At 73.0% G+C, this 22717-nt stretch carries 15 protein-coding genes and 1 pseudogene; 10 read left to right on the top strand and 6 right to left on the bottom strand.

Annotation, left to right across the window (positions count from 1 at the left end):
* The first annotated feature begins 154 nt into the window (after positions 1–154).
* A complete protein-coding gene (locus GA0070216_RS16770) occupies positions 155–2371 on the top strand; it encodes an alpha-1,4-glucan--maltose-1-phosphate maltosyltransferase (RefSeq protein ID WP_245722540.1) in 2217 nt (738 codons plus the stop codon).
* Positions 2359–4461 (top strand): 1,4-alpha-glucan branching protein GlgB, encoded by a 2103-nt coding sequence (glgB, locus tag GA0070216_RS16775; RefSeq protein ID WP_091246737.1) that lies wholly within the window; start codon positions 2359–2361, stop codon positions 4459–4461. The genes GA0070216_RS16770 and glgB overlap by 13 nt, the downstream gene beginning before the upstream one ends.
* A 33-nt stretch (positions 4462–4494) precedes the next feature.
* Here glgB and GA0070216_RS16780 read toward each other — a convergent pair whose 3' ends face one another.
* A complete protein-coding gene (locus GA0070216_RS16780; protein WP_425413162.1) occupies positions 4495–5478 on the bottom strand; it encodes an App1 family protein phosphatidate phosphatase in 984 nt (327 codons plus the stop codon).
* 327 nt (positions 5479–5805) lie between these two features.
* Here GA0070216_RS16780 and GA0070216_RS16785 point away from each other — a divergent pair, with 327 nt between their 5' ends.
* The 4 genes from GA0070216_RS16785 to GA0070216_RS16800 all read left to right on the top strand — a co-directional run bounded on the left by GA0070216_RS16785 (position 5806) and on the right by GA0070216_RS16800 (position 10093).
* Positions 5806–7434, top strand: coding sequence for a hypothetical protein (locus GA0070216_RS16785; protein ID WP_176738997.1), 1629 nt, complete (start codon positions 5806–5808; stop codon positions 7432–7434).
* A 22-nt stretch (positions 7435–7456) separates the two neighbouring features.
* Positions 7457–8263, top strand: coding sequence for a peroxide stress protein YaaA (yaaA, locus tag GA0070216_RS16790; RefSeq protein WP_091246896.1), 807 nt, complete (start codon positions 7457–7459; stop codon positions 8261–8263).
* A 96-nt stretch (positions 8264–8359) separates the two neighbouring features.
* Complete coding sequence (locus tag GA0070216_RS16795) at positions 8360–9028, top strand: hypothetical protein (protein ID WP_091246739.1); 669 nt, start codon at positions 8360–8362, stop codon at positions 9026–9028.
* 102 nt (positions 9029–9130) lie between these two features.
* Entirely contained in the window at positions 9131–10093 is a 963-nt protein-coding gene (locus tag GA0070216_RS16800; protein ID WP_425413160.1) for a TAXI family TRAP transporter solute-binding subunit, read from the top strand.
* Positions 10094–10283: 190 nt separating this feature from the next.
* Here GA0070216_RS16800 and GA0070216_RS16805 read toward each other — a convergent pair.
* From GA0070216_RS16805 to GA0070216_RS16825, 5 genes and pseudogenes are all read right to left on the bottom strand, one after another.
* Positions 10284–11675, bottom strand: a pseudogene (locus tag GA0070216_RS16805) (sensor histidine kinase); the annotation flags it as partial.
* A 10-nt stretch (positions 11676–11685) separates the two neighbouring features.
* On the bottom strand, positions 11686–12342 hold the full coding sequence (locus tag GA0070216_RS16810; RefSeq protein WP_091246741.1) for a response regulator transcription factor: 657 nt from the start codon (positions 12340–12342) through the stop codon (positions 11686–11688).
* A 195-nt stretch (positions 12343–12537) separates the two neighbouring features.
* Positions 12538–14292 carry a CDP-glycerol glycerophosphotransferase family protein gene (locus GA0070216_RS16815; protein ID WP_176738998.1) on the bottom strand — a complete coding sequence of 585 codons (1755 nt, stop codon included), beginning with the start codon at positions 14290–14292 and terminating at the stop codon, positions 12538–12540.
* Between the two features lie 241 nt (positions 14293–14533).
* Entirely contained in the window at positions 14534–16630 is a 2097-nt protein-coding gene (locus GA0070216_RS16820; protein WP_141723119.1) for a DUF6077 domain-containing protein, read from the bottom strand.
* Between the two features lie 142 nt (positions 16631–16772).
* Positions 16773–17408 carry a TetR/AcrR family transcriptional regulator gene (locus tag GA0070216_RS16825; protein ID WP_091246747.1) on the bottom strand — a complete coding sequence of 212 codons (636 nt, stop codon included), beginning with the start codon at positions 17406–17408 and terminating at the stop codon, positions 16773–16775.
* A gap of 177 nt (positions 17409–17585) precedes the next feature.
* On the opposite strand from GA0070216_RS16825, the gene GA0070216_RS16830 reads away from it, so the two are divergent.
* From GA0070216_RS16830 to GA0070216_RS16845, 4 genes are all read left to right on the top strand, one after another.
* A complete protein-coding gene (locus GA0070216_RS16830; RefSeq protein ID WP_091246750.1) occupies positions 17586–18479 on the top strand; it encodes an ABC transporter permease in 894 nt (297 codons plus the stop codon).
* A complete protein-coding gene (locus tag GA0070216_RS16835) occupies positions 18472–19290 on the top strand; it encodes an ABC transporter ATP-binding protein (RefSeq protein WP_091246753.1) in 819 nt (272 codons plus the stop codon). The genes GA0070216_RS16830 and GA0070216_RS16835 overlap by 8 nt, the downstream gene beginning before the upstream one ends.
* Positions 19291–19458: 168 nt before the next feature.
* Positions 19459–20967, top strand: a complete 1509-nt coding sequence (locus GA0070216_RS16840) for a bifunctional cytidylyltransferase/SDR family oxidoreductase (protein WP_091246756.1) — start codon at positions 19459–19461, stop codon at positions 20965–20967.
* A 24-nt stretch (positions 20968–20991) separates the two neighbouring features.
* Positions 20992–22692, top strand: coding sequence for a CDP-glycerol glycerophosphotransferase family protein (locus GA0070216_RS16845; protein WP_091246758.1), 1701 nt, complete (start codon positions 20992–20994; stop codon positions 22690–22692).
* Positions 22693–22717 lie beyond the last annotated feature (25 nt).

A 22717-nucleotide genomic window follows, 5' to 3' on the forward strand; every position in this document is an offset into this window, starting at 1 on the left:
TGATCCGTCGATTGACCCGGCCGACCATACACACGTGGTGATCAACCCGCAACGCCACGTGTCCGGAGCTGGGGAAACGGCCGCAGGCGACGGCCGGACCGAGAAGGAGACGCTTGATTGAGCGCGAGAGGATCTCGCACAGTAGGTTGAGCGGGTGAGCGGACGGTTCCCGATCGAAGACGTCTCCCCCGTCGTCGCCTGCGGTCGCTACCCGGCCAAGGCGGTGGTCGACGAGGTGGTACCGGTGTCGGCACGCGCCTACCGGGAAGGGCACGACGCGCTCGGCTGCAACGTGGTCTGGTACGGCCCGGACGGCGCGGCCCGCCCGTTCACCCGGATGCGGCCGGGCGAACCGGGGCAGGACCGCTGGCACGCCACCATCCGACCGGACGCCGTCGGCGAGTGGACCTTCACCGTCGAGGCGTTCCAGGACCCGTATCTGACCTGGCAGAACGCGGTGACCAAGAAGGTCGCCGCCGGGCAGGGGGCGGCCGAACTGGCCAACGACCTGGCCGAGGGCGTCCGGGTGCTGACCGCCGCCCTGCCACTCGTGCCGGCCGCCGAGGCCGGACGGCTCACGGCGGCGGTGGCGGCGCTGGGCGACCAGCAGGCCGACCTGGCCCACCGGGTCACCCCGGCCCTCGACCTGGCCGACCTGCTCTGGGCCCACCCGGTGCGGGAGTTGGTCACCACCGGCACGCCGCACCGGCTCTGGGTGGACCGCCCCCGGGCGCTCTTCTCCGCCTGGTACGAGTTCTTCCCCCGCTCCGAGGGCGCGGTCCCGGCCACCGTCGACGCGCCGGCCCGCTCGGGCACCTTCGTCACGGCACTGGACCGGCTGCCCGGGGTCGCGGCGATGGGCTTCGACGTGCTCTACCTGCCGCCGATCCACCCGATCGGCCGGGTCAACCGCAAGGGCCGCAACAACGCGCTGACCGCCGGCCCGGACGACGTCGGCTCGCCGTGGGCGATCGGCGCGGCCGAGGGCGGCCACGACGCCATCCACCCCGACCTGGGTACGCCGGCCGACTTCCGCGCCTTCGTCGCCGCCGCCGCCGAACAGGGCCTGGAAGTGGCGCTGGACCTGGCGTTGCAGTGCGCCCCCGACCACCCGTGGGTCACCGAGCACCCGGAGTGGTTCACCACCCGCGCCGACGGCAGCATCGCGTACGCGGAGAACCCGCCCAAGAAATACCAGGACATCTACCCGGTCAACTTCGACAACGACCCCGACGGCATCCGGGCCGAGGTGCTGCGGGTGGTGCGGCACTGGATCGGCGAGGGCATCCGGATCTTCCGGGTGGACAACCCGCACACCAAGCCGTTCGACTTCTGGCACCGGTTGATCGCCGAGGTGAAACGGACCGACCCGGACGTGCTCTTCCTGGCCGAGGCGTTCACCCGGCCGGCGATCATGCACGGGCTCGGCAAGATCGGCTTCACCCAGTCGTACACCTATTTCACCTGGCGCACGACGGCCGCCGAGATGCGGGAGTACTGCGAGGAACTGGTCGCCTCGGTCGACTGGATGCGGCCCAACTTCTGGCCCAACACCCCGGACATCCTGCACGAGTCCCTGCAACACGGGGGACCGCCGATGTTCAAGATCCGGGCGGTGCTGGCCGCGCTACTCAGCCCCTCCTGGGGCATGTACGCCGGCTTCGAACTGTTCGAGCACGTCGCCCGCCCCGGCGCGGAGGAATACCTCGACAACGAGAAGTACGAGCTGCGCCCCCGGGACTGGGCCGGCGCGCAGGCACACGGCCGCTCGCTGGCCCCGTTCGTCGCCACCCTCAACCGGGTACGGCGCGAGCACCCGGCCCTGCACCGGCTGCGCAACCTGGTCTTCCACGACATCGACAACCCGGCGCTGCTCTGCTGGTCCAAGCGCGACCCGGACACCGGCGACACGGTCATCGTGATCTGCTCGTTCGACTCGCACACCGTGCAGTGGGGCAACACCACCCTGGACATGCCGGCGCTCGGCTTCGACTGGCACGAACGGTTCACCGTGCACGACGAGCTGACCGGGGCCAGCTACGAGTGGGGCCAGCGCAACGCGATCCGGCTCGACCCGTACCTGCAACCCGCGCACGTGCTGACGGTCCGCCGCCCGCCGACACCACCCACCACGATGCCGGCCGGCGCGGAGCCGGCGGAGCTGACCGTGGCGGACGTCCCCGACGAACTCTCCGGCGGCACCGCGCCGACCACCCCCGCCCCGGAGGTCGACCGGTCGCCCGGCCCCACCGCGACCCGCACCGCCGGCACCGGCCGCAAAATCAAGAACGGCCGGGCCAGGACCGGCCGGACCCCGCACGGCAGCACCCCGACCGACCCCGCCTCGAAGGACGTCAGATGGACCAGCTGATCGCCGGCGCGACGCACGACCCGCACGCCCTGCTCGGCGCACACCCCGCCGACGGGTGGACCACGATCCGCACCATGCGGCGGGGTGCCGGTGACGTGGCGCTGCTGGTCGGCGACGACCGGCACCCGATGAAGCGGGTGCACGACGTCGGCGTCTTCGAGGCCCGCGTCGAGGGCAGCGTGCTCGACTACCGGGTCGAGGTCGACGGCGGGGTCACCGACGACCCGTACCGTCACCCGCCGACCCTGGGCGAGCTGGACCTGCACCTGATCGGCGAGGGCCGGCACGAACGGCTCTGGGAGGCGCTCGGCGCGCGGGTCCGCGACGGCGGCGTCGCCTTCTCGGTGTGGGCCCCGAACGCCCGTGGGGTACGGGTGATCGGCGACTTCACCGGCTGGGGCGCCGACGACGGCTGGCCGATGCGCTGCCTCGGCTCCAGCGGCGTCTGGGAGATCTTCGTGCCCGGCGCGCAGGAAGGTGCCCGGTACAAGTACCGCGTCCTCGGCGCCGACGGGCAGTGGCGGGACAAGGCCGACCCGATGGCCGCCTACGCCGAGGTGCCGCCGGCCACCGCCTCGGTGGTGCACCGGTCCCGCTACGAGTGGTCCGACGCACTCTGGCTGGAGCGCCGGGCCCGCCGGCAGCCGCACCGGGAACCGATGAGCGTGTACGAGGTGCACCTCGGCTCGTGGCGGCCCGGCCTCAGCTACCGGGAGCTGGCCGAGCAGCTCACCGCGTACGTCACCGAGATGGGCTTCACGCACGTGGAGTTCCTGCCGGTGATGGAGCACCCGTTCGGCGGTTCCTGGGGCTACCAGGTCACCGGTTACTTCGCGCCGACCTCCCGGTTCGGCGACCCGGACGACTTCCGGCACCTGGTGGACCGGCTGCACGCCGCCGGCATCGGGGTCCTGCTGGACTGGGTGCCCGCGCACTTCCCCAAGGACGAGTGGGCGCTGGCCCGCTTCGACGGCACCCCGCTCTACGAGCACCCCGACCCGCGCCGCGGCGAGCACCCCGACTGGGGCACGTACGTCTTCGACTTCGGTCGCCGCGAGGTGCGCAACTTCCTGGTCGCCAACGCGCTCTACTGGTGCGACGAGTTCCACATCGACGGCCTGCGGGTGGACGCGGTCGCCTCGATGCTCTACCTGGACTACTCCCGCCCCGAGGGGCAGTGGCTGCCCAACCAGCACGGCGGCCGGGAGAACCTGGAGGCGATCGCCTTCATGCAGGAGGTCAACGCCACCGTCTACAAGCACCACGCCGGGGTGGTGCTGATCGCCGAGGAGTCCACCGCCTGGCCCGGGGTGACCCGACCCACCAGCGACGGCGGGCTCGGCTTCGGCTTCAAGTGGAACATGGGCTGGATGCACGACACCCTGCTCTACACCGCGAAGGACCCGATCTACCGGCAGCACCACCACCATCAGCTCACCTTCTCCCTGGCGTACGCCTGGAGCGAGAACTACGTGCTGCCGATCAGCCACGACGAGGTGGTGCACGGCAAGGGTTCGCTGGTCGCCAAGATGCCCGGCGACACCTGGCAGCGGCTGGCCAACGTACGGGCGCTGCTGGCGTACATGTGGGCGCACCCGGGCAAGCAACTGCTCTTCATGGGCTGCGAGCTGGGCGACGACCGGGAGTGGAGCGAGGAACGCGGCCTCGACTGGTATCTCCTGCACGATCCGGCACGGGCCGGGGTACAGCGGCTGGTCGCCGACCTCAACGCCGCCTACCGGGACACCCCGGCGCTGTGGGCGCAGGACACCGACCCGGCCGGGTTCCGCTGGATCGCCGGGGACGACGTCGCCAACAACGCGGTCTCCTTCGTCCGGATCGCCCCGGACGGCGCGACCCTGGTCTGCGTGGCGAACTTCTCCGCGAGCCCGCTGGAGGACTACCGGGTCGGCCTGCCGGCCGGCGGCACCTGGACCGAGGTGATCAACACCGACGCCCAGCACTACGGCGGCTCCGGCGTGGGCAACCTCGGCGCGGTGCACGCCCAGGACGTCCCCTGGCACGGCCTGCCCGCCTCGGTGGCGCTGCGGGTCCCCCCGCTCGGCGTGCTCTGGCTCCGCCGCGACTGACCCACCCGCCCGGGACGCCGGTCGGGCCGGGGATCAGACCAGGCCGGCGTCGCGGAGCAGCTTCCACAGGCCGGCGCCGTCGGGGGCGGAGAGCCACTTCTGCCCCACCGGCCCCGCCGACGACGGCCGGTCGTTCGGCACGGGCAGGCTACCGGCGAGCACCGACTGGGTCGGGGAGAGCCGGCGGATCGCCACCCCGGCGACGTTCTCCGGGTGGGCGACGGCGAACTCCCGGTAGATCTCCTGGTCGTGCTGCCCGTCGTCGCCGATCAGCAGCCAGCGCACGTCGGGGAACTCGGTGGCCAGCCGGGCCAGGGTGGCCCGCTTGTGTTCCCGGCCGCTGCGGAACCAGCGGTCGGCCGTCGGCCCCCAGTCGGTGAGCAGCAGCGGGCCGGCCGGATAGAGGTGCCGGGACAGGAACCGGGTCAGCGTCGGCGCGACGTTCCACGCGCCGGTGGACAGGTAGAACACCGGGCTGCCCGGGTGGGCGGTGACCAGGCGTTCATAGAGCACCGCCATGCCCGGCACCGCCGTGCGGGCGTGCTCGTCGAGGACGAAGGTGTTCCACGCGGCCAGCATGGGTCGGGGCAGCGCGGTGACCATGACCGTGTCGTCGATGTCGGAAAGGATGCCGAGGCGCACCTCCGGGTCGATCACCCGCACCAGCGCCTCGACCGGTTCGGCGTCGGCGACCCGCAGCCGCACCGAGGCCCAGCCGGGGTTGAAGTCGGCCTTGACCACGGTGTCGACGAAGCCGCTGCGGTCGGCGCGGGCGGTGTGTACGCCGTCGCCGGCCTCGATGGTGACCTCGACGTGCTTGGCGGGCAGGGTGGTGAAGCTGCGCCAGCCGCGTACCTTCTCCAGCCGGCCCTGCCGCCGGTCGGGGCGGCTGAGCAGCACCCGGCACAGCACCCGGGCCCAACCGGGGGCGCCGTAACCGGCGTACGCGACGATGTTGGGTTGCCAGCCGGTGCGGCGCAGCCGGCGCTCCACCAACTGGTGCAGGGCGTCCTCGATCCGCGCGGCCCGGTGCAGGGTGGGTACGGCCAGCTGGCTCGCGGTGGTGGAGGGCACGCTGCAACCCTGCCACAGGAGTCCGGCAGCGGCCAGGCGAGCGACCAGGAGCACCGCGGGTCGAGCGCCCCAGGTGAGCGGCGGCGCACACGGCAGACGGCCGACGCCCCGGACCGGGCGGAAAACGAGCCGAGCCGGGCCGGGCGGGAGACGAGCCGGGCGGGCGCGCTGGGCGGGGCGGGCGCGGCCGGTGTCGGGGTCAGCCGCTCCGATCCGGCCCGGGAGTCCCGGACGGCGTGACACACTCCGGTCGGGACGACGACGGGGGCGTTGGTCGTGTCGACACGTGTACCGCCCGACCGCGCGCGGCTGGACCGTCCCGCGCTGGTCGCGCTGCTGCTCGGGCTGGCCGGGGTGGGCTACCGGCTGGTCCTGACCCTGCTGACGGTGCCCGCCGCGAACAGCGACGAGGCGACCTTCGGGCTGGCCGCGATGCACATCGCCGCCGGCCGGGAGCACCCCGTCTTCCTGTACGGGCAGCACTACATGGGCATGGTCGAGTCCTACCTGGCCGCCCCGCTGGTGGCGCTGGCCGGACCGGGTTGGCCGGTGCTGCGGTTGCCGCTGGTCGCGTTGTACGCGCTCTTCCTCTGGTTGTCGTACCGGCTGAGCCGGCGGCTCTACCGGCCGTGGTTCGCCACCTTCACCGTCGGGCTGCTGGCGCTCGGCACCGAACGGGTGGTCCGCGACCAGCTCACCGTCGTCGGCGGGCGACCCGAGGGAAAACCGATGGTGCTGGCGATCCTGTTGATCGCGGTGGGGCTGGCGCAGCGGCGGGGCCGGTGGCGGCGGCCCGGGTGGCGGCGGGCGGCGGCGGGGCTGGCGGGGTGGTGCGCCGGGGCGGCGCTCTGGTCCGACTGGCTGCTCGCCCCCTACCTGGCGGTCGCCTGCCTGCTGCTGCTCTATGCCGCCCGCCGGGAGCTGCGGGGCTGGCCGGGGCTGCTACTGGTGGCGGGATTCGCGGTCGGGGTGGCCCCGCTGGTCTGGGACAACCTGGTCGCACCGCCGGGCGCGGACTCGTGGTCGGTGCTGCGCCAGCTCAGCGCCGGCACCGGGCCGACGCCGCCGCTGGTCGACCGGGTGCGCGGGGGCCTGCTGACGGGGGTACCGCTGGCCACCGGCCTCTGCCCGGTCACCGGTTGCGCCCGTCGGCAGGAGTGGTTCGGGGTGCTCTACCCGGCGCTGCTGGTCGCCGCCGCCGGGCTCGCCCTGGTCGGCTACCGCCGGACCGCGGGCCGGCCGACCGCCGCGCGGGTCCGGCCCGTCGCCCAGCTCGCCCTGCTCGCCGGTGCCGCCCTGACCCTGTTGTCGTACGTCCGCAGCCCGCCCGCCGCGACCGACCCGCTGGCCAACGCCCGCTACCTGGCGGTGTTGCAGATCTCCCTGCCGGCGGTGCTCTGGCCGCTCTGGCTGGCGGCGGTGGCCTGCTGGCGGGGCACCGTCGGGATGGTCGGCCGGCTGGTCGGGGCGGGTGCCACGGCGGTGCTGGCCGGGTTGACCGCCACCGCCCTGGTGGCGACCGGGCTGTTCCTGACGGCGCTGGACGCGCCCCGGGCCGACCAGCGGCGGGCCCGGGAGTTGGCCGACGCGGTACGTCGTACCGGGCTGCGGGAGGTCTACGGCGACTACTGGACCTGCAACCGGTTGATCTTCGACACCGGTGAACGGGTGGTCTGCGCGGTGCTCGACGGGCAGCTCACCCCGGGGCAGAACCGGTACCGGCCGTACTGGCGGCAGGTGGAGCGGGCGGAGCGGCCCGGGTACGTGCTGCCGGTCGACTCCCCGGCGGAACGCCGGCTGCGGGGGCTGCTCGGTGACCGGGCCGACCCCGCCCGGCTGGTCGAGGTCGCCGGATACCGGGTGTACCACCCGGCGAGCGCCGTCCGGCCGTGGCGCTGACCTCGGCCCGTACGCTTTCCGGGTGCTCATCCTGCTGCCGCCCTCCGAGGGCAAGGCCGACGCCGGCACCGGTCGTCGGCTCGACCTGTCCCGGCTCTCCCTGCCCGAGCTGACCCCGGCCCGCGAGGAGGTGCTGACCGCCCTGATGGCGCTCGGTGCCGCCGGCCGGTCGGACGGGCCCGGTGCCGCAGACGCCGCCCTGGCCGCCCTCGGGTTGACCACCGGTCAGCGGGGCGAACTGGCCCGCAACGCCCGGCTGGACCGGGCCGCCACCGCACCGGCCGGGCAGGTCTACACCGGGGTGCTCTACGAGGCGCTCGGTCTGGCCACCCTGCCGCCCGGGGCGCTGCGGGCGGCCCGCCGCTCGGTGCTGGTCAGCTCGGGGCTGTGGGGCGCGGTACGCCTCACCGACCGGATCCCGCCGTACCGGTGCCCGATCGGGGCGCGGTTGCCGGGGGTGGGGGCGCTGTCGGCGTACTGGCGGCGGGTGTTGTCACCGGTGCTGACGGCGGCGGCCGGCAGCGGCCCGGTGCTGGACCTGCGGTCCGCCGCGTACGCGGCGACCTGGCTGCCGCCGACGGAGCTGGCCGGACGGACGGTCACCGTGCGGGTGCTGCACGAACGTCGGCCGGGGGAACGCACGGTGGTGAGCCACTTCAACAAGGCGACCAAGGGTCGGCTGGTCCGCGACCTGCTGGTCGCGGGGGCCCGGCCGCGCACCGCCACCGCCCTGATCGGCGCGTTGCGTGACCTGAAGTATCCGATCGAGGAGCAGCCGGTGACGGCGGGCCGCCCCCGACAGGTCGACGTCGTGGTGACCGAACTCTAGGAACGCAAGATTTCCTCAAATCCGCTGCCGATGGCTGGAGGCGGGCGGACCGGCAGGCGACCGTAGGGGAATCCGACGTCGAGAAGGAGCGTTCCGATGACCTCCGAAGCCCGCCTGCTCGACCGGCCACATCTCCTGTCGTCCCCGCCGCCGCTGGACTGGCTGACGCTGGCCGACGCGTTCGAGGTGGCCTGCCTGGTGCGGTGCACGCCGGCACCGACCGTCGCCACGCACCGCCCGGCACCGCCACCGCACCGGGCAGTGGTGGAGTTCAACCGGGAGGATGCCGCGCTGCGGATGCGGCAACTGCTCATCCGGCTCGACGTACCGGTCGAGCACGAGGTCGCCACCGGTGGCCTGCGCCGCCGCTACCAACTGCACCGGTTGCACGTGCCGACGGCGCAGGCCCTCAGGTATGCGGCGTTACGCGAGGCGGGTTGGCGGCAGGGGCGACGGGAGCTGCTCGGGCCGGCCGTCGGTTCCTCCACCCCCCGGGCCGCCTGGCGGACCCGGCTCGCCTCGGCAGCCTGGCGCTCGGCGTTACTGGCCGGCGGCCGGCACGTGCGCCGGCACATCCTCGGCATCCGGCTGGCCGATCGGGAACTGGCCGCCGTGCTGGTCCGGTCGGCCGCCCAACTGGAGGTGCCGGCGCTGCTGCGCCCGGGTACCGGTTGCCTGGTGGTGAGCGTCGCCGACGGCCCGGACCGACTGCGGATCATGGAACGGGCCGCGTTGGCCCCCGCCCGGTTGCCCACCCTCGCCTGAGCGCGGCGGACGTCGACCGGCGTCCGCACTGACCCGGCGGTCAGGCCCCGCACCGGTCCCCTGAGCTTGCGCCGAGGGCGGTGACGGCGCAGAGTGCACCGCGTGAGCCGTAGCCGGACCGGGCGCGGCCGGCGGTCCGCCTCCGCCGGCGGGACGCTGCTGATGCTGCTGATCGTGGTGCTCGGCGGGCTCGGCGGCTGCCAGGACTCCCCCGACGAGCCGGTCCGGATCCGGATCGCCACCGGCAGCCCGACCGCCGTCTACCACGCCTTCGGCCAGTCGCTGGCCGCCGTCCTCAACCGCGAGTTGCCCGGCGTACGGGCCAGCGTGGTGGTGACCGCCGCCTCCGCCGAGAACGTCCGGCTGGTCGGCTCCGGCGCCGCCGAACTGGGCTTCACCCAGGCCGACGTGCTCGACACCAACCCGACCACCCCACCGAAGGTGCTCGCGGTGGCGCGCGTCTATGACGACCTGCTGCACCTGGTCACCCCCGCCGGTGGCCCGATCCGCGATCTCGCCGACCTGCGCGGGCGGCGGGTCTCGGTGGGTGCCCCCGGCTCCGGCACCGAGATCACCACGACCCGGCTGCTGGAGGTGGCCCGGCTCGGCGGTGACCGGGTCCGGCAGGAACATCTCGGTCTGGACGACTCGGTGGCGGCGCTGCGGGCCGGCCGCATCGATGCCTTCTTCTTCTCCGGCGGCCTGCCGGTCCGCGGGGTGAAGGGGCTGGCCGACGCCACCTCGATCCGGCTGGTGAACCTGGGCGAGTGGACCGAGCCGCTGCGCCGCACCTACCGCGAGGTGTACGTCTCCCGGGACATCCCCCGCTCGGTGTACGGGGTGGACCCGGTCACCACGGTCGCCAACCCCAACTATCTGATCGTCCGGGCGGACCTGCCGGAGCCCCTGGTCCGCGAGGTGACCCGGTTGTTGATGGAGCGTCGGGCGGAACTGGCCGCCGCACATCCGGCGGCCGGTCGGCTGAGCCCCCGCTCGGCGATCGCCACCACCCCGCTGCCGCTGCACCCGGGCGCGGCCGACTGGTACCGGTCCGCCAAGCCCTGACCCGTCAGCCCGCCCCGGTGCCTCCGGACCCCACCGACCCGTCCGACGCGGACCCCACCGACCCGTCCGACGCCGCCGGGCCGCCGGCGGACCTCCCCGGCCCGGCGGCTACAGGCCCGGCGACCACAGGAGCAGCCGGGCCGGCGGGCGGGGCGTCGACGGTCGGCGGAGGATCGGCGTAGGGCGGGGGGTCGGCAGTCGGCGGCGGGTCGGCAGCGGGTGGGGCGGGGAACCACAACTCGGCGACCAGGCCGCGCGGTTCCCCCGGATGCATGGTGAGCCGGCCGTCGGAGGCGTCCACCAACACCGCCACGATGGTCAGGCCGAGGCCGGCACCCTCGATGTTCTGCGCGTCCGGGGCCCGCCAGAACCGCTCGGTGGCCTGGTCGAGCTGGTCCGAGGTCATCCCCGGGCCGGTGTCGCGCACCTCCAGCGCGGTGCCCCCGTCGACGTGCCGGACCGCCACCGTCACCTCCCCGCCGTCCCCGCTGAACTTGATCGCGTTGTCGATCAGCGCGTCCAACGCCTGGTCGACGGCGGTCGGCACGGTCCGCGCGTAGGCCGGGCCGGACGCCGCCAGGCGCAGGACGACCGACCGGTGCCGGGCCAGCGGCTCCCACGCGGCGACCCGGGAGGCGGCCACCGCCGCCGCGTCCACGGTGACCCGTTCGTTCTGCTCGCGCTCGGCACGGGCCAGGGTGAGCAGCCCGTCGAGGACCAGCGCCAACCGGTCGGTCTCCTCCAGGGCCAGCCGGTGCTCGGCCCGGCCGTCCTGGTCGGTCACGCTCGGCCCCAGCTCCTCCACCCGCAGCCGCAACGCGGTCAGCGGGTTGCGCAGCTGGTGACTGGCGTGCGCGACGAAGGCCCGCTGCCGGTCCATCACGTCGGAGACCACCGCCGCCATGTGGTTGAAGCTGGCCGCCAGCCGGCGCAGCTCGGGCGGGCCCCAGCGGTCCTGCACCCGGGCCCCCCGGTCCCCCTCGGCGATCTCGTGGGTCACCGCGTCCAGCTCGGTCACCGGGCGCAACACCCAACCGGCCAGCCCGAACGCGGTGGAGACGCAGGCCAGCACGGCGAGCAACCCGATCCCGGCGAGCAGCAGCCACCAGGCGGTGACCGTGCGGCGGACCTTGCCCACCGGCGTGGTGGTGACCACCGCGCCGAGCACCTCACCGCCGTCGTTGATCGGCACCGCCACCACCAGCGGGCCGTCCACCCACGGCCACACCGAGTCCGGCCCGTTGAACTGCTGCCCGGCCAGCGCGCTGTCCAGCGCCATCCGGGTGTCCCGGCCCGCGCGCCAGCTGGTCGACATCACCAGCGCCCGGCCGTCCCGGTCGACGACTGCGGCGCCGATGCCGTACAGCTGGTCGTAGCTGACCAGTTCGCCGGTCAGCGGCCCGGCGACCCCGCCGCGCAACGCCGGCCCGGCCAGCGAGGCGAACCGGGTCGCGTCGGCGAGCCGGTCGGCGCGGACCCGGTCGGTCTCCCGGGACGCCAGGGTCGCCGCGAGCGGCGTCTCCAACGCCAGCAGCACCAGCACCATCAGCAGCAGGTAGCTGATCACCAGTCGACGCCGCACCGGCTGCCCCTCACTCGCCCCGGAGCCGGTAGCCGACCCCGCGTACGGTCTCCACCAGGCGGGGGTCGCCGAGCTTGCCGCGCAGCGAACCGACGTGCACCTCGACGGTGTGCCGGTCCGCCCAGGTGGTGCCCCACACGTCGAGCAGGATCCGGTCCCGGGGCACCGCCGTCCCGGGCTGGCGGGCCAACGAGAGCAGGATGTCGAACTCCTTGCGGGTCAGCGCCACCGGCCGACCGTCGACGGCCACGGTACGGGCGGACACGTCGATGCGGACCGTACCGACCTCGATCAGGTCCCGCGCCGGCACCGCGTGGGCCGCCCGGCGCAGCACCGCCTCGATGCGGGCCTGCAACTCCACCATGGAGAACGGCTTCACCACGTAGTCGTCGGCGCCGAGCCGCAACCCGAGCACCCGGTCGCGCTCCTCCCCCCGGGCGGTCACCGCGATGATGCCGAGCTGGCTGCTGCGCCGCCGCAGCTCCCGGCACACCTCGGTGCCGTCCCCGTCGGGCAGGGTGAGGTCGAGCAGCACCAGGTCACAGGGGGCGGCGGAGAGCGCGGCGGCGACGGTGGCCGCGTGCTCGACCTCGTAGCCGCGTCGGGTCAGCGCCGACGCGAGGGCGGCGGCCACCCGTCGGTCGTCCTCGACCAGCAGGATGCGCACCGGTGACCCCCATTCGTCGTACGGATGACGAGCGAATGGTGGCAGAAGCACCGGCGCGGAGGAAGCGGCGGGGAATCCCGGGACGGGCGGTGGACGCCCGGCCCGGCCGGCCACCGGCCCGGCCGGCCACCGGCCCGGCCGGGAGAACGGCGCGGGGCCCGGGGTGCTCGCCCCCGGGCCCCGCATCCCGGTCGGTCAGCGGCAGAGCCGGCCGATCTCCTCCTGGAACCGCTCCATCGGGTTGGCCTCGGCCGGGCCGAGCAGATAGGTCTTCAGCTCCCGGCGGGCGTCGGTCATCGGGTCGTCGCCGGCCCGGGTCAGCGCGAGGATCTTCGGCAGCTCGCCGCAGTCCCGCGAGAGCAGGTACGCCCCCCGGGAGGTGGGGAACTCGCGCCGGAACTCGTCCTCCGGCAGCCCGCTCGGGTTGGCCACCACGTACGGCCGCTGGCTCTGCACGAAGTCGGAGACCACGCTGGAGATGTCACTGACCAGCAGGTCGGTCTGGTTGAAGCAGTCGAACAGCGCGGGGACCCGGCCGGTGACCACCCGGTGACCGGGGCCGTCCAGCGAGCCGGCGTCCGGGTCGCCCCCGGCGGCGCGGATCAGCGACACCAGGCGGTCGTGCACCGCCTTGGCCTCCTTGGACCGGGAGCCGGTCAGCGGGTGCGGCTTGTAGACCAGCCGGACCTGCGGCGAGGCCAGCACACCCCGGACGATCCGCTCCCCCATCAGCACCAGCGAGGTGTGGTAGGGGTCGTCGTCGAGCCAGCCCTCCCAGGTGGGGGCGTAGAGGACGGTGAACGGGCGGTCGGGTGCCGTCGCGCCGAACGTGTGCACCCCGGCGAGCTGGGGCCGTCCGATCTCCACGATGTCGTCGTCCCGGACGCCCACCGCGGCCCGCGCGTAGCGCTCCCGGCCGGCCAGGCCGGCGACCCACACCTCGTCGTACACCTTGCTGTACGGGTTGACGCTGGCCTGCTTGTCGCTGTCGCCGTGGCCGACGAAGACGTGCTTCATGCCGGGCTCGCGCAGCATGTGGATGTTGGCGCCGACGTTCGCCGCGTAGAGGGCGGCCCGGACCGTGCCCAGTTCGAGATTCATGAAGTCCGGCCCGGTCGGCACGCAGATCACCGGCAGCCGGGTGTCGGCCAGCTCGAAGAACGCCTCCTTGCTGCGCATCAGCACGACCGCCCGCTGGTCCAGCGCCTCGGTCGGGGCCAGCCACATGTTGGCCTGGTAGACGTCCTTGGCCGGGCCGGCGAAGTAGAGCACGACCTCGGGCCGGTAGCCGTCGAGCCAGCGTTGCAGCACCGGCAGCACCGGGCTCTTGCCGGTGCCCCGGCCGCGCAGCCAGGTCACCGCGACCACCGCGCCGATCAGCGCGGCGAGACCGGCGGCCACCGCGGCGACCGCCAGGACGGGGGCGGCGTCGGCGCGCACCGCCGCGACCACGGCGGCCGGGATCAGCAGCACGTTGAGCACCGCGAGCGGGACGCCGGCGAGGTTGGCGATCCAGTCCGGCGGGCGGGGCGCCGAGCGGACCGGGCCCAGCTCGATGTTGCGGACCAGCGCGGAGATGGGGTTCCGCCGGTCGATCATGGTGTTCAGGGCGCCCGCGAAGACGGCGATCACCCAGACCGCCGCCGGGAGCACCAGCAGCCAGGTCAGCTCGGCCCCGGTGAGCGGGACCGTGGCGGCGACCAGGAGCACGGTCGCCAGGTCCCGGCTCAGCTGCCGGTAGCCCCCGTGGAGGCCGACCTTGTCCAGCAGCGTCTCCGAGGACGGCGACCAGCGGGTGAGGGCGAACTCACCGACCACCGCGACCAGCCCGGCCACGGCGAACAGGACCACCCATCCGAAGACGCCCGCGACGAGCATGACCAGGTAGGACAGCACCAGCAGCGCGCCTCGGGCGGCGGTGCCGGTGCGTTCCATCAACGTGCCGAACAAAGGAGGACGCTCCCTACGAGATCGATGACGGGCCGGACCGAGTCCTGGACGTCGAGCCGGACGCGCCCGCCCAGGGTGCTCGCACCGGGCCAGCGCAGGCTGCCACGTTCGCGGCCAGTGCCGCGCCGACGTGACTGCGACCTTAACGCGAAGGAACGAGAAGGTACCGCCCGGGTATCCCTTAGCATTCCGGCCAAAACGCCCGACGGCACCATCTCCGTGCCAGGTCTGACACCGCTGGTCAGGGACCGTCCGCCGGCGTGACCGGCCCACTGGTGCGGTAGCAGTACATGCCGCCTGGAGACTTCCTGGAGGCGAACCGCTCGATGCCCAGGGCCGGTGCGGCATCGGCGACGGCCCGGTTACTCTTCCACACGCACACCACGCTGACCCCCACCCGGCCCATGGCACCCTGCACATCGGACACCGGCACCGCCTCGGTGCCGTCGGCGAACTTGCCGAGCAGCAGCCGATCCCGGGAGAACTGGCTCGCCATGTCGTAGTCGGTGAGATAGAGGTCGCGCGCCATCACCACGCGAACGCGCGTGGTGACCTGGGGCAGCGCCCGCATCACCGGCGTGGGGGCGAGGACCAGGCCCGACGGACGGTCGAGCCGGGTGATCCAGAAGGCCACGTCCTTCCGGGTCTCGGGCATCCGCCAACTCGGCTCGGCCTGAAGGACGTTCGCCGTCCACATCGGTAGTCCCAAGGTGGCGAAGGCGAGCACCAGTGCGGTGGGGAGCCCGAAGACGAGCACCCGGTTCATCGCGTCCCACCGGGGCAGTCGGATCACCGCCAGCATGCCCACGAGCGCCGGAACGGGCACGATCCACGGCACCCGCCACAGGACCGCCGTCAGCCCGGACAGATTACCTACGGTGGCCGCCACCCCGGGGATGAGCAGGAGTGTCACGGCCAGCACCGCACCGGCGACCAGCGTCCGTGGCACGCCGCGGCGGAGCAGGATCGGCGCACACCACATGGCGATGCCGGCGATCACGCCGAGCACCCCCAGCCACAGGGTGAGCTCGTAGATGGTGCGCAGCGGCCGGAGCTCGATGTAGGTCGCCACCGCCTCCTCGAGTCCGCCGGTGGCGAGTCTCGCGCCGACACCGACCAGGAGGGGGTACGTCGACGCGGCGGCGAAGCACAGTGCCGCATCGCGCCACCGCCGGGCGAGGACCAGCATCGTCACCGCCGCCACCGCCAGCAGGGGCAGCAGGATGACCGCTGTGGTGGTCAGCCCGACGGCGGCGACCGACAGCAGGCCCAGCAGCACCAGTGCCCGCCGTGAGCGGGTCTCGAGGTAGTCGGTCAGGTACACCCAGGCGAGCGGGATGAGCGCATGGACGAAGACGCTCTTTCCCTGGGTCAGCCGGGGCAGGTGGTAGGTGTTCAGCACGTCCGGGTAACCGGCCACCAGCACGATGTAGGTCAGCGCGACACCGAACACCAGCAACGGCCGTCGCGGAGCCCAGCGCTGCACCAGCCGCCACAGGGCGAAGACCGCAAAGACCGCCAGTAGCGGCAGGACGACATACCAGGTGGTCGACGCGGCGTGTATGTGCAGGACCCGGGCCAGCGCCCCGATGAACACCTCGAAGGACGGGACCGGGGGGTTCGCCGATCCCGCCGGGAGAACGCCCTCGGTGAACAGGAAGTCCCGGTAGGGGATCTGGTCCCGCTCGGCCACCCAGACCGACTTGCCGACATAGAAGACGTCGTCGAGGGACACCCGGGCGATGAACGTCGAGAACACTGCGGCCGCGAGGGCGGCGAGCGTCACCACCAACGTTTGGATCGACGTGGTCCCTGTCGGGGCCGGGCCGGCCGAGTCACCGCGCACCCGGAACGACGCCCAGGCCGAGACGATCGCCACCAACCCGAGGACCACTGCCAGCCACCAGGTCAGCGACCCGGTGCCGAGGGCGGCGAGCAGCGCCGCGCCGACGCCGGCACCGATCGGTAGGCCGTACCGACGGAACAACGCCGCCCACCCGGCCTCCGTCGACGGCTCGGAGGCCGCTTCGGCCGGCTTCCCGTCCCCCGTGAGTCGGGCGTTCCTGCGGCGACGACCGACCCGCCATCCCCCGTATGCCGCGATCGGCAGGGTGAGGACCCAGACGGCGAACACGACGGACGGACGCAGATCGAGCGCGAGGTTGAGGTGGTAGAGCAGCGTCCACAGCGCGAAGCCCACGACGGCCGCGTCGGTGAGCAGAACGGGCACGGCCGACGCCAGGGCGTCGAGCCGGCGCAGAAGACCAGGATCCGACGGCGGCTGCTCACCTCGGTGCGCCGGCGCGGGTGCCCCGACAGTGACTTCGACTTCCGTCACGAGTCGTCCTTGTCGTCGTTCCGTACCTGGACCGGGCGGCAGCCCCGGCATCGGTACGGGAGGTGTCCGAATGGGCGGGAGCAGCCTAACGGGCGCTCCCTCGGGTCGATCTCGGCGGCGTTCGGCCGGCGAATCCGGTCACTCACCCTACCGAAGGTTCCCGCTGCCGGGGCACGGTGCCGTTCGCGGTCAGCCCGATGGCCACCGATTCCACCAGCTGCTCCAGGTAGGTCGGGGTGAGCGGGGTCCGGGCGATGGCCAGCCGCCAGTACAGCGGGCCGACGATCAGGTCGAAGGCCGCGTCGGCGTCGGTGTCGGCGGGCAGTTCGCCCCGCTCCACCGCCAGACCGATCAACCGTCCGCCGATCTCCTGCTGCTTGGCCCGCAGCAACTGCTGGAGGGTCTCGTCGATGGTCGGGTTACGGGCCGCCTCGGCCAGCAGGTCGGGGATGATCTGCGAGGCCAGCGGGTGGCGCAGCGCGTGGGCGACCACCTGGAACAGCAGCGTCAGGTCACCGCGCAGGCTACCGGTGTCCAGCGCCGGCAGCTTGCTGCCGGCGGCGGCGACCACGGTCTCGATCACCAGGTCGAGCTTCGAGCTCCACCGCCGGTAGATCGCGGTCTTGCTGACGCCGGCCCGCCGGGCCACCGCCTCGATGGAGAGCCGCCCGTACCCGACCGCGGCGAGTTCCTGCATCAACGCGCGGCGGATGGCCCTGGTGATGTCGCCCCTCAGCACCGCGGCACCGGCCGGCGCGCGCCTCTTGTCGCTGGTCATCGGGGACTCTTCGCACCTGTCACGTGGGCCAATGTAGCGCAACGACGGTACGGTTGCGTCCCGACGTGTTATGGACTACCGTCCACGCAGCGACGAGGCTGCCCCGGCACCGCGCCGACCCACAGCTCCCATCGTCGCGCGCATCCCGTTGGTACGAAAGATCGGAGCGCCCTTCCCATGGCCACCACCGCGCTGGTCGACCCCGAAACGGGCCTGACCCAGGCGCAGCTGGCCGCTCGGCACGGACTACGGGTCGCCGGCGAGCGCCCCTCCCTGACCGAGTACAGCCGCAGACTGTGGGCCTACCGGCATTTCACCGCCGCGTACGCCAACGCCAAACTGGTCGCTTCGTACAGCAACGCCAAGCTGGGCCAGATCTGGCAGGTGCTCACCCCGCTGACCAACGCCGCGGTCTACTACCTGATCTTCGGCGTGGTGCTCGGGCAGAACACCATCCCGAACTTCATCGCGTACCTGACCACCGGGTTGTTCATCTTCAACTTCACCCAGAGCGCGGTGCTGGCCGGCACCCAGTCGATCAGCGGCAACCTGGGGCTGATCCGGGCGCTGCACTTTCCCCGGGCCTGCCTGCCGCTGGCCGCCACGCTGACCCAGTTCCAGCAGCTGCTGGCCTCGATGATCGTGCTGGTCGGCATCGTGCTGGTGACCGGCGAGCCACTCACCCTGGCCTGGCTGATGCTGCCCCCGGCGCTGCTGCTCCAGGCGTTCTTCAACGCCGGGGTCGTCATGGTGGTCGCCCGGATGGGTTCGAAGGCCAGCGATCTCAAGCAGGTCATGCCGTTCATCCTGCGCACCTGGATGTACGGCTCCGGGGTGCTCTACAGCGTCAAGCTGTTCGACCGGCTGCCGGAGTGGGCCTCGACGCTCATCCAGTTCAACCCGATCCTGGTCTACATCGAGCTGGCCCGGTACGCCCTGTTGGAGCAGGCGCCACTGCTCAACGAGTCGCTGACCCAGCTCTGGCTGGTGGCGGCCGGCTGGGCGGTGCTGGGCGGGATCGCCGGGTACGTCTACTTCTGGCGCGGCGAACAGGAGTACGGCCGTGGATGACCGGTACGAGACGTCCAACGACGTCACAGTGACCCTGCCCCGGATCGTCGAGCGGATCCCCACCGTGGTGGTCGACGACGCGCACGTGATCTACCGGGTACACAAGGGCGCCGGGGGCGGAAACACCCCGGTGGCCGCGCTGCGCCGGCTGGTCAAGCGCTCCTCGGCACCGAACATCCAGGAGGTGCACGCGGTCAAGGGGGTCTCCTTCACCGCGTACCGGGGTGAGGCGATCGGCCTGATCGGCAGCAACGGCTCCGGCAAGTCCACCCTGCTGCGCACCATCGCCGGGTTGCTCCCGGTCAACCGGGGCGCGGTCTACACCCAGGGCCAGCCGTCCCTGCTCGGGGTGAACGCCGCCCTGCTCAACGACCTGTCGGGTGAGCGTAACGTCACCCTCGGCTGCCTGGCGATGGGCATGCAGCCCGACGACGTGGCCCGGATGACGCCGGAGATCATCGAGTTCTCCGGGATCAACCAGCGGGGCGACTTCGCCAGCCTGCCGATGCGGACGTACTCCTCGGGCATGGCGGCCCGGCTGCGGTTCTCCATCGCCGCCGCCAAGAAGCACGACGTGCTGCTGATCGACGAGGCGCTCGCCACCGGCGACAAGGGCTTCCGCAAGCGCAGCGAGCAGCGGGTCCGGGAACTGCGCGAGGGGGCCGGCACGGTCTTCCTGGTCAGCCACCAGCTCTCCTCGGTGCGGGACACCTGCGAACGGACGATCTGGTTGGAGTCGGGTGTGATCCGGATGGACGGGCCCACCGACGAGGTGATCCGGGCGTACGAGGCATTCGCCAACGGCAAGTAGTATTCCGGGCGCACGTACGGCATCGACCCGATGCCCCACGGACCGCGTCGTCCCGTGTGGGCGGCGCGGTCCGCGCGTTAAGGTTCATCCCGTCGCCAGGCTGGCGCAATCTTTCGTTCAGGGCGACCCCCGGGACGCGTGCACCCACCCCGAGAGTGAGGATCGGCAATGACGCAGGACCACACCACTGCCCCGGACGCCACACCGGAGACCCCGGCACCGTGGCGGCCCTCGCGGACGGTGGCGGTGGTGCTGGCCGGAGGCACCGGGACCCGGCTGGGCCTGGGCATTCCGAAGCAGTTGCTGAAGATCGCCGGCAAGCCGATCATCGAACACACCCTGGCCGTCTTCGAGGCCGCCCCGGAGATCGACGAGATCATCGTGCTGATGGCCACCGGCCACGTCGCCGACGCCCAGCAGATCGTCGACAAGGCCGGCTTCCGCAAGGTCAGCAAGGTCATCGAGGGCGGCGAGACCCGGAACGCCACCACCCGGGCCGCCCTGGACGCGGTGGGCGAGGGCGACGTCAACATCCTCTTCCACGACGCGGTCCGCCCGCTGGTCAGCGCCCGGATCGTGCGCGAGTGCGTGAACGCGCTGTGGAGCTACACCGCCGTCGACGTGGCGATCCCCTCGGCCGACACGATCATCCAGGTCGACGAGGACGAGTGCATCACCGACATCCCGGTCCGGTCCCGGCTGCGCCGGGGGCAGACCCCGCAGGCGTTCCGGTCGGGCACCATCCGGGAGGCGTACCGGCGGGCCGAGGGCGACCCGGACTTCGCCGCCACCGACGACTGCGGCGTGGTGCTGCGCTACCTGCCCGGCACGCCGATCAAGGTGATCGACGGGTCGGACGAGAACATCAAGGTCACCCACCCGGTCGACGTGCACCTCGCCGACAAGCTCTTCCAGCTCGCCGCCGCCCAGGCGCCCCGGCTGTCGCACCGCAGCTACACCGAGGAGCTGGCCGGCCGGACGATCGTCATCTTCGGCGGCAGCTACGGCATCGGTCACGATCTGGCCGAGCTGGCCCGGGGCTACGGCGCGCAGGTCTTCCCGTTCAGCCGCTCCAGCACCGGCACCCACGTCGAGCAGACCGGCGACGTCGAGGCCGCGCTGAAGACCGCCTTCGAGGCCACCGGCCGGATCGACCACGTGGTGGTCACCGCCGGCATCCTGGAGAAGGGCGCGCTGGCCGAGATGGACGAGGAGACCATGGACCGGGTGCTCCAGGTCAACTTCGTCGGCCCGGTGATCGCCGCCCGGCAGTCCCTGCCGTACCTCCAGCAGACCAAGGGTCAGCTGCTGCTCTACACGTCCAGCTCCTACACCCGGGGCCGGGCCCAGTACGCGCTCTACTCGTCGACGAAGGCGGCGCTGGTCAACCTGACCCAGGCGCTCTCCGACGAGTGGGCCGAGTACGGGGTCCGGGTCAACTGCATCAACCCGGAGCGCACCGCCACCCCGATGCGCACCAAGGCGTTCGGCGAGGAGCCGGAGCACACCCTGCTGGCTGCCGAGGCGGTCGCCCAGTCCTCGCTCGACGTGCTGATCTCCGACCTCACCGGCCAGGTGATCGACGTACGGCGGGCCCCCGGCGAGCCGGCCCCGGTGCCGGCGCAGCCGACGGCGGCCGAGCAGGACCGGCTGCCCAGCGGCGTCGACGCCGGCTGACCCGACCCCCGGAGACGGTACGACATGCGTGGTGACCTGGTCAGGAAACTGATCGCACGGTGCCTGACCACCGGCCTGGCCGTGGTCGCCTTCCTGGTGGTGGCGTTCACCGGGGCCACCGGTGGGGGCCTGGCCCTGGCGGTGGCCGCGCTGGCTGCGGCTGCCGTCGAGCGTCGGGTCCGCCCCGACGCCGACATCGTCGCCGAGACGGTCCTGCTGGCCGCCGGCATCCTGGTCGGCTACGCCCGCCGGCTCGACGACGGGTTCGACCCGGTGCTGGCGCTGACCGCGCTGGTGCTGCTGGGCCTGGTGCTGCTGGTGGGGCCGCTGCGCGACGCCGGCAACCTGGAGATCCGGGCGGCGAACCTGCCGGTGCGGGCGTGGACCCCGCTGGTCGCCGCCCGGCTCGGCGGCGTACTGCTGGGGCTGCTGGCCGTGGTGGCGGTGGCCGCCGCGTTCGCGCTGCCCGCCGTGCTGGCGCTGGTCGTCGCCCTGCTGGTGGCCGCCGGCTGCGGCGCGGTCGGCCTGGACCTGGCCCGGCGACGGTTCCGGCCCTCGGGCGGGGGCAGCCCGGTGGCCCGGGCGCTGCGGGCGTACCAGCCGGAGTTCCTGCTCTATTTCTCCGCCCCGCCCGGCTCGGAATACCAGGTCACCATGTGGCTGCCCTACCTGGAGCGGCTCGGCCGGCCGTTCCTGGTCCTGCTGCGCGAGCCGGAGTTCCTGCCCACGATCGCCGCCGCCACCCGCGCCCCGGTGGTCTACTGCCCCACCCTCAAGGCGATGGACGAGGCATTGGTGCCCAGCCTGCGGGTGGCGTTCTATGTCAACCACGGGGCGAAGAACAGCCACTGCATCCGGTTCACCCAGCTCACCCACGTGCAACTGCACCACGGCGACAGCGACAAGGCCCCCAGCGCCAACCCGGTCTCGGCCATCTTCGACAAGATCTTCGTGGCCGGTCCCGCCGCCATCGACCGCTACGCGCGGGCCGGCGTGGAGATCCCCGCCGAGAAGTTCGTCGTGGTCGGCCGGCCACAGGTCGAGGCCATCGAGGTACGCCGGGAGGTGCGGCCACTGACCGCCCCGACCGTGCTCTACACCCCCACCTGGACCGGCCACCACGCCGACGCCAACTACTGCTCGCTGCCGGTGGCCGAGCCGATGCTGCGCCGGCTGCTCGACCGGGGGGCCACGGTGATCCTGCGGGCCCACCCGTACACCGGGCAGAACCCGGCCTCGGCCCGGCAGTTGGCCCGGCTCACCGAGCTGCTCGCCGCCGACCGGACCCGCACCGGCCGGCAGCACCTGTGGGGCGCGGCGGCCGGCCGCGAGCTGAGCCTGACCGACTGCGTCAACCGCTCCGACGCGCTGGTCTCCGACGTCTCCGGGGTCATCTCCGACTACCTCTACTCGGGCAAGCCGTACGCCGTGACCGACCTGGGTGTCGACGGCGACGAGTTCCTGACCCGGTTCCCGCTGGCCCGCTCCGGTTACGTGCTGCGCCGGGACATGGCCAACCTGGACGAGGTGCTGACCGGGCTGCTGGACACCGACCCGCTGGCGGCGGCCCGCTGGCAGACCCGCCGGCGTTACCTGGGCGACTTCCCCGCCGACGCGTACGCCGAGGGTTTCCTCGACGCCGCCCGGCGGGAGCTGGAGCCGGGCTGGAACCCGCCGACCCCGCGGGGCGCCCGGGACACCGCCACCCTCTCCCCCCACGCCTGACCCCGGCCGGGGCACCGGCCCGTTC

This window comes from Micromonospora matsumotoense (genome assembly GCF_900091525.1).
Classification (GTDB): domain Bacteria; phylum Actinomycetota; class Actinomycetes; order Mycobacteriales; family Micromonosporaceae; genus Micromonospora; species Micromonospora matsumotoensis.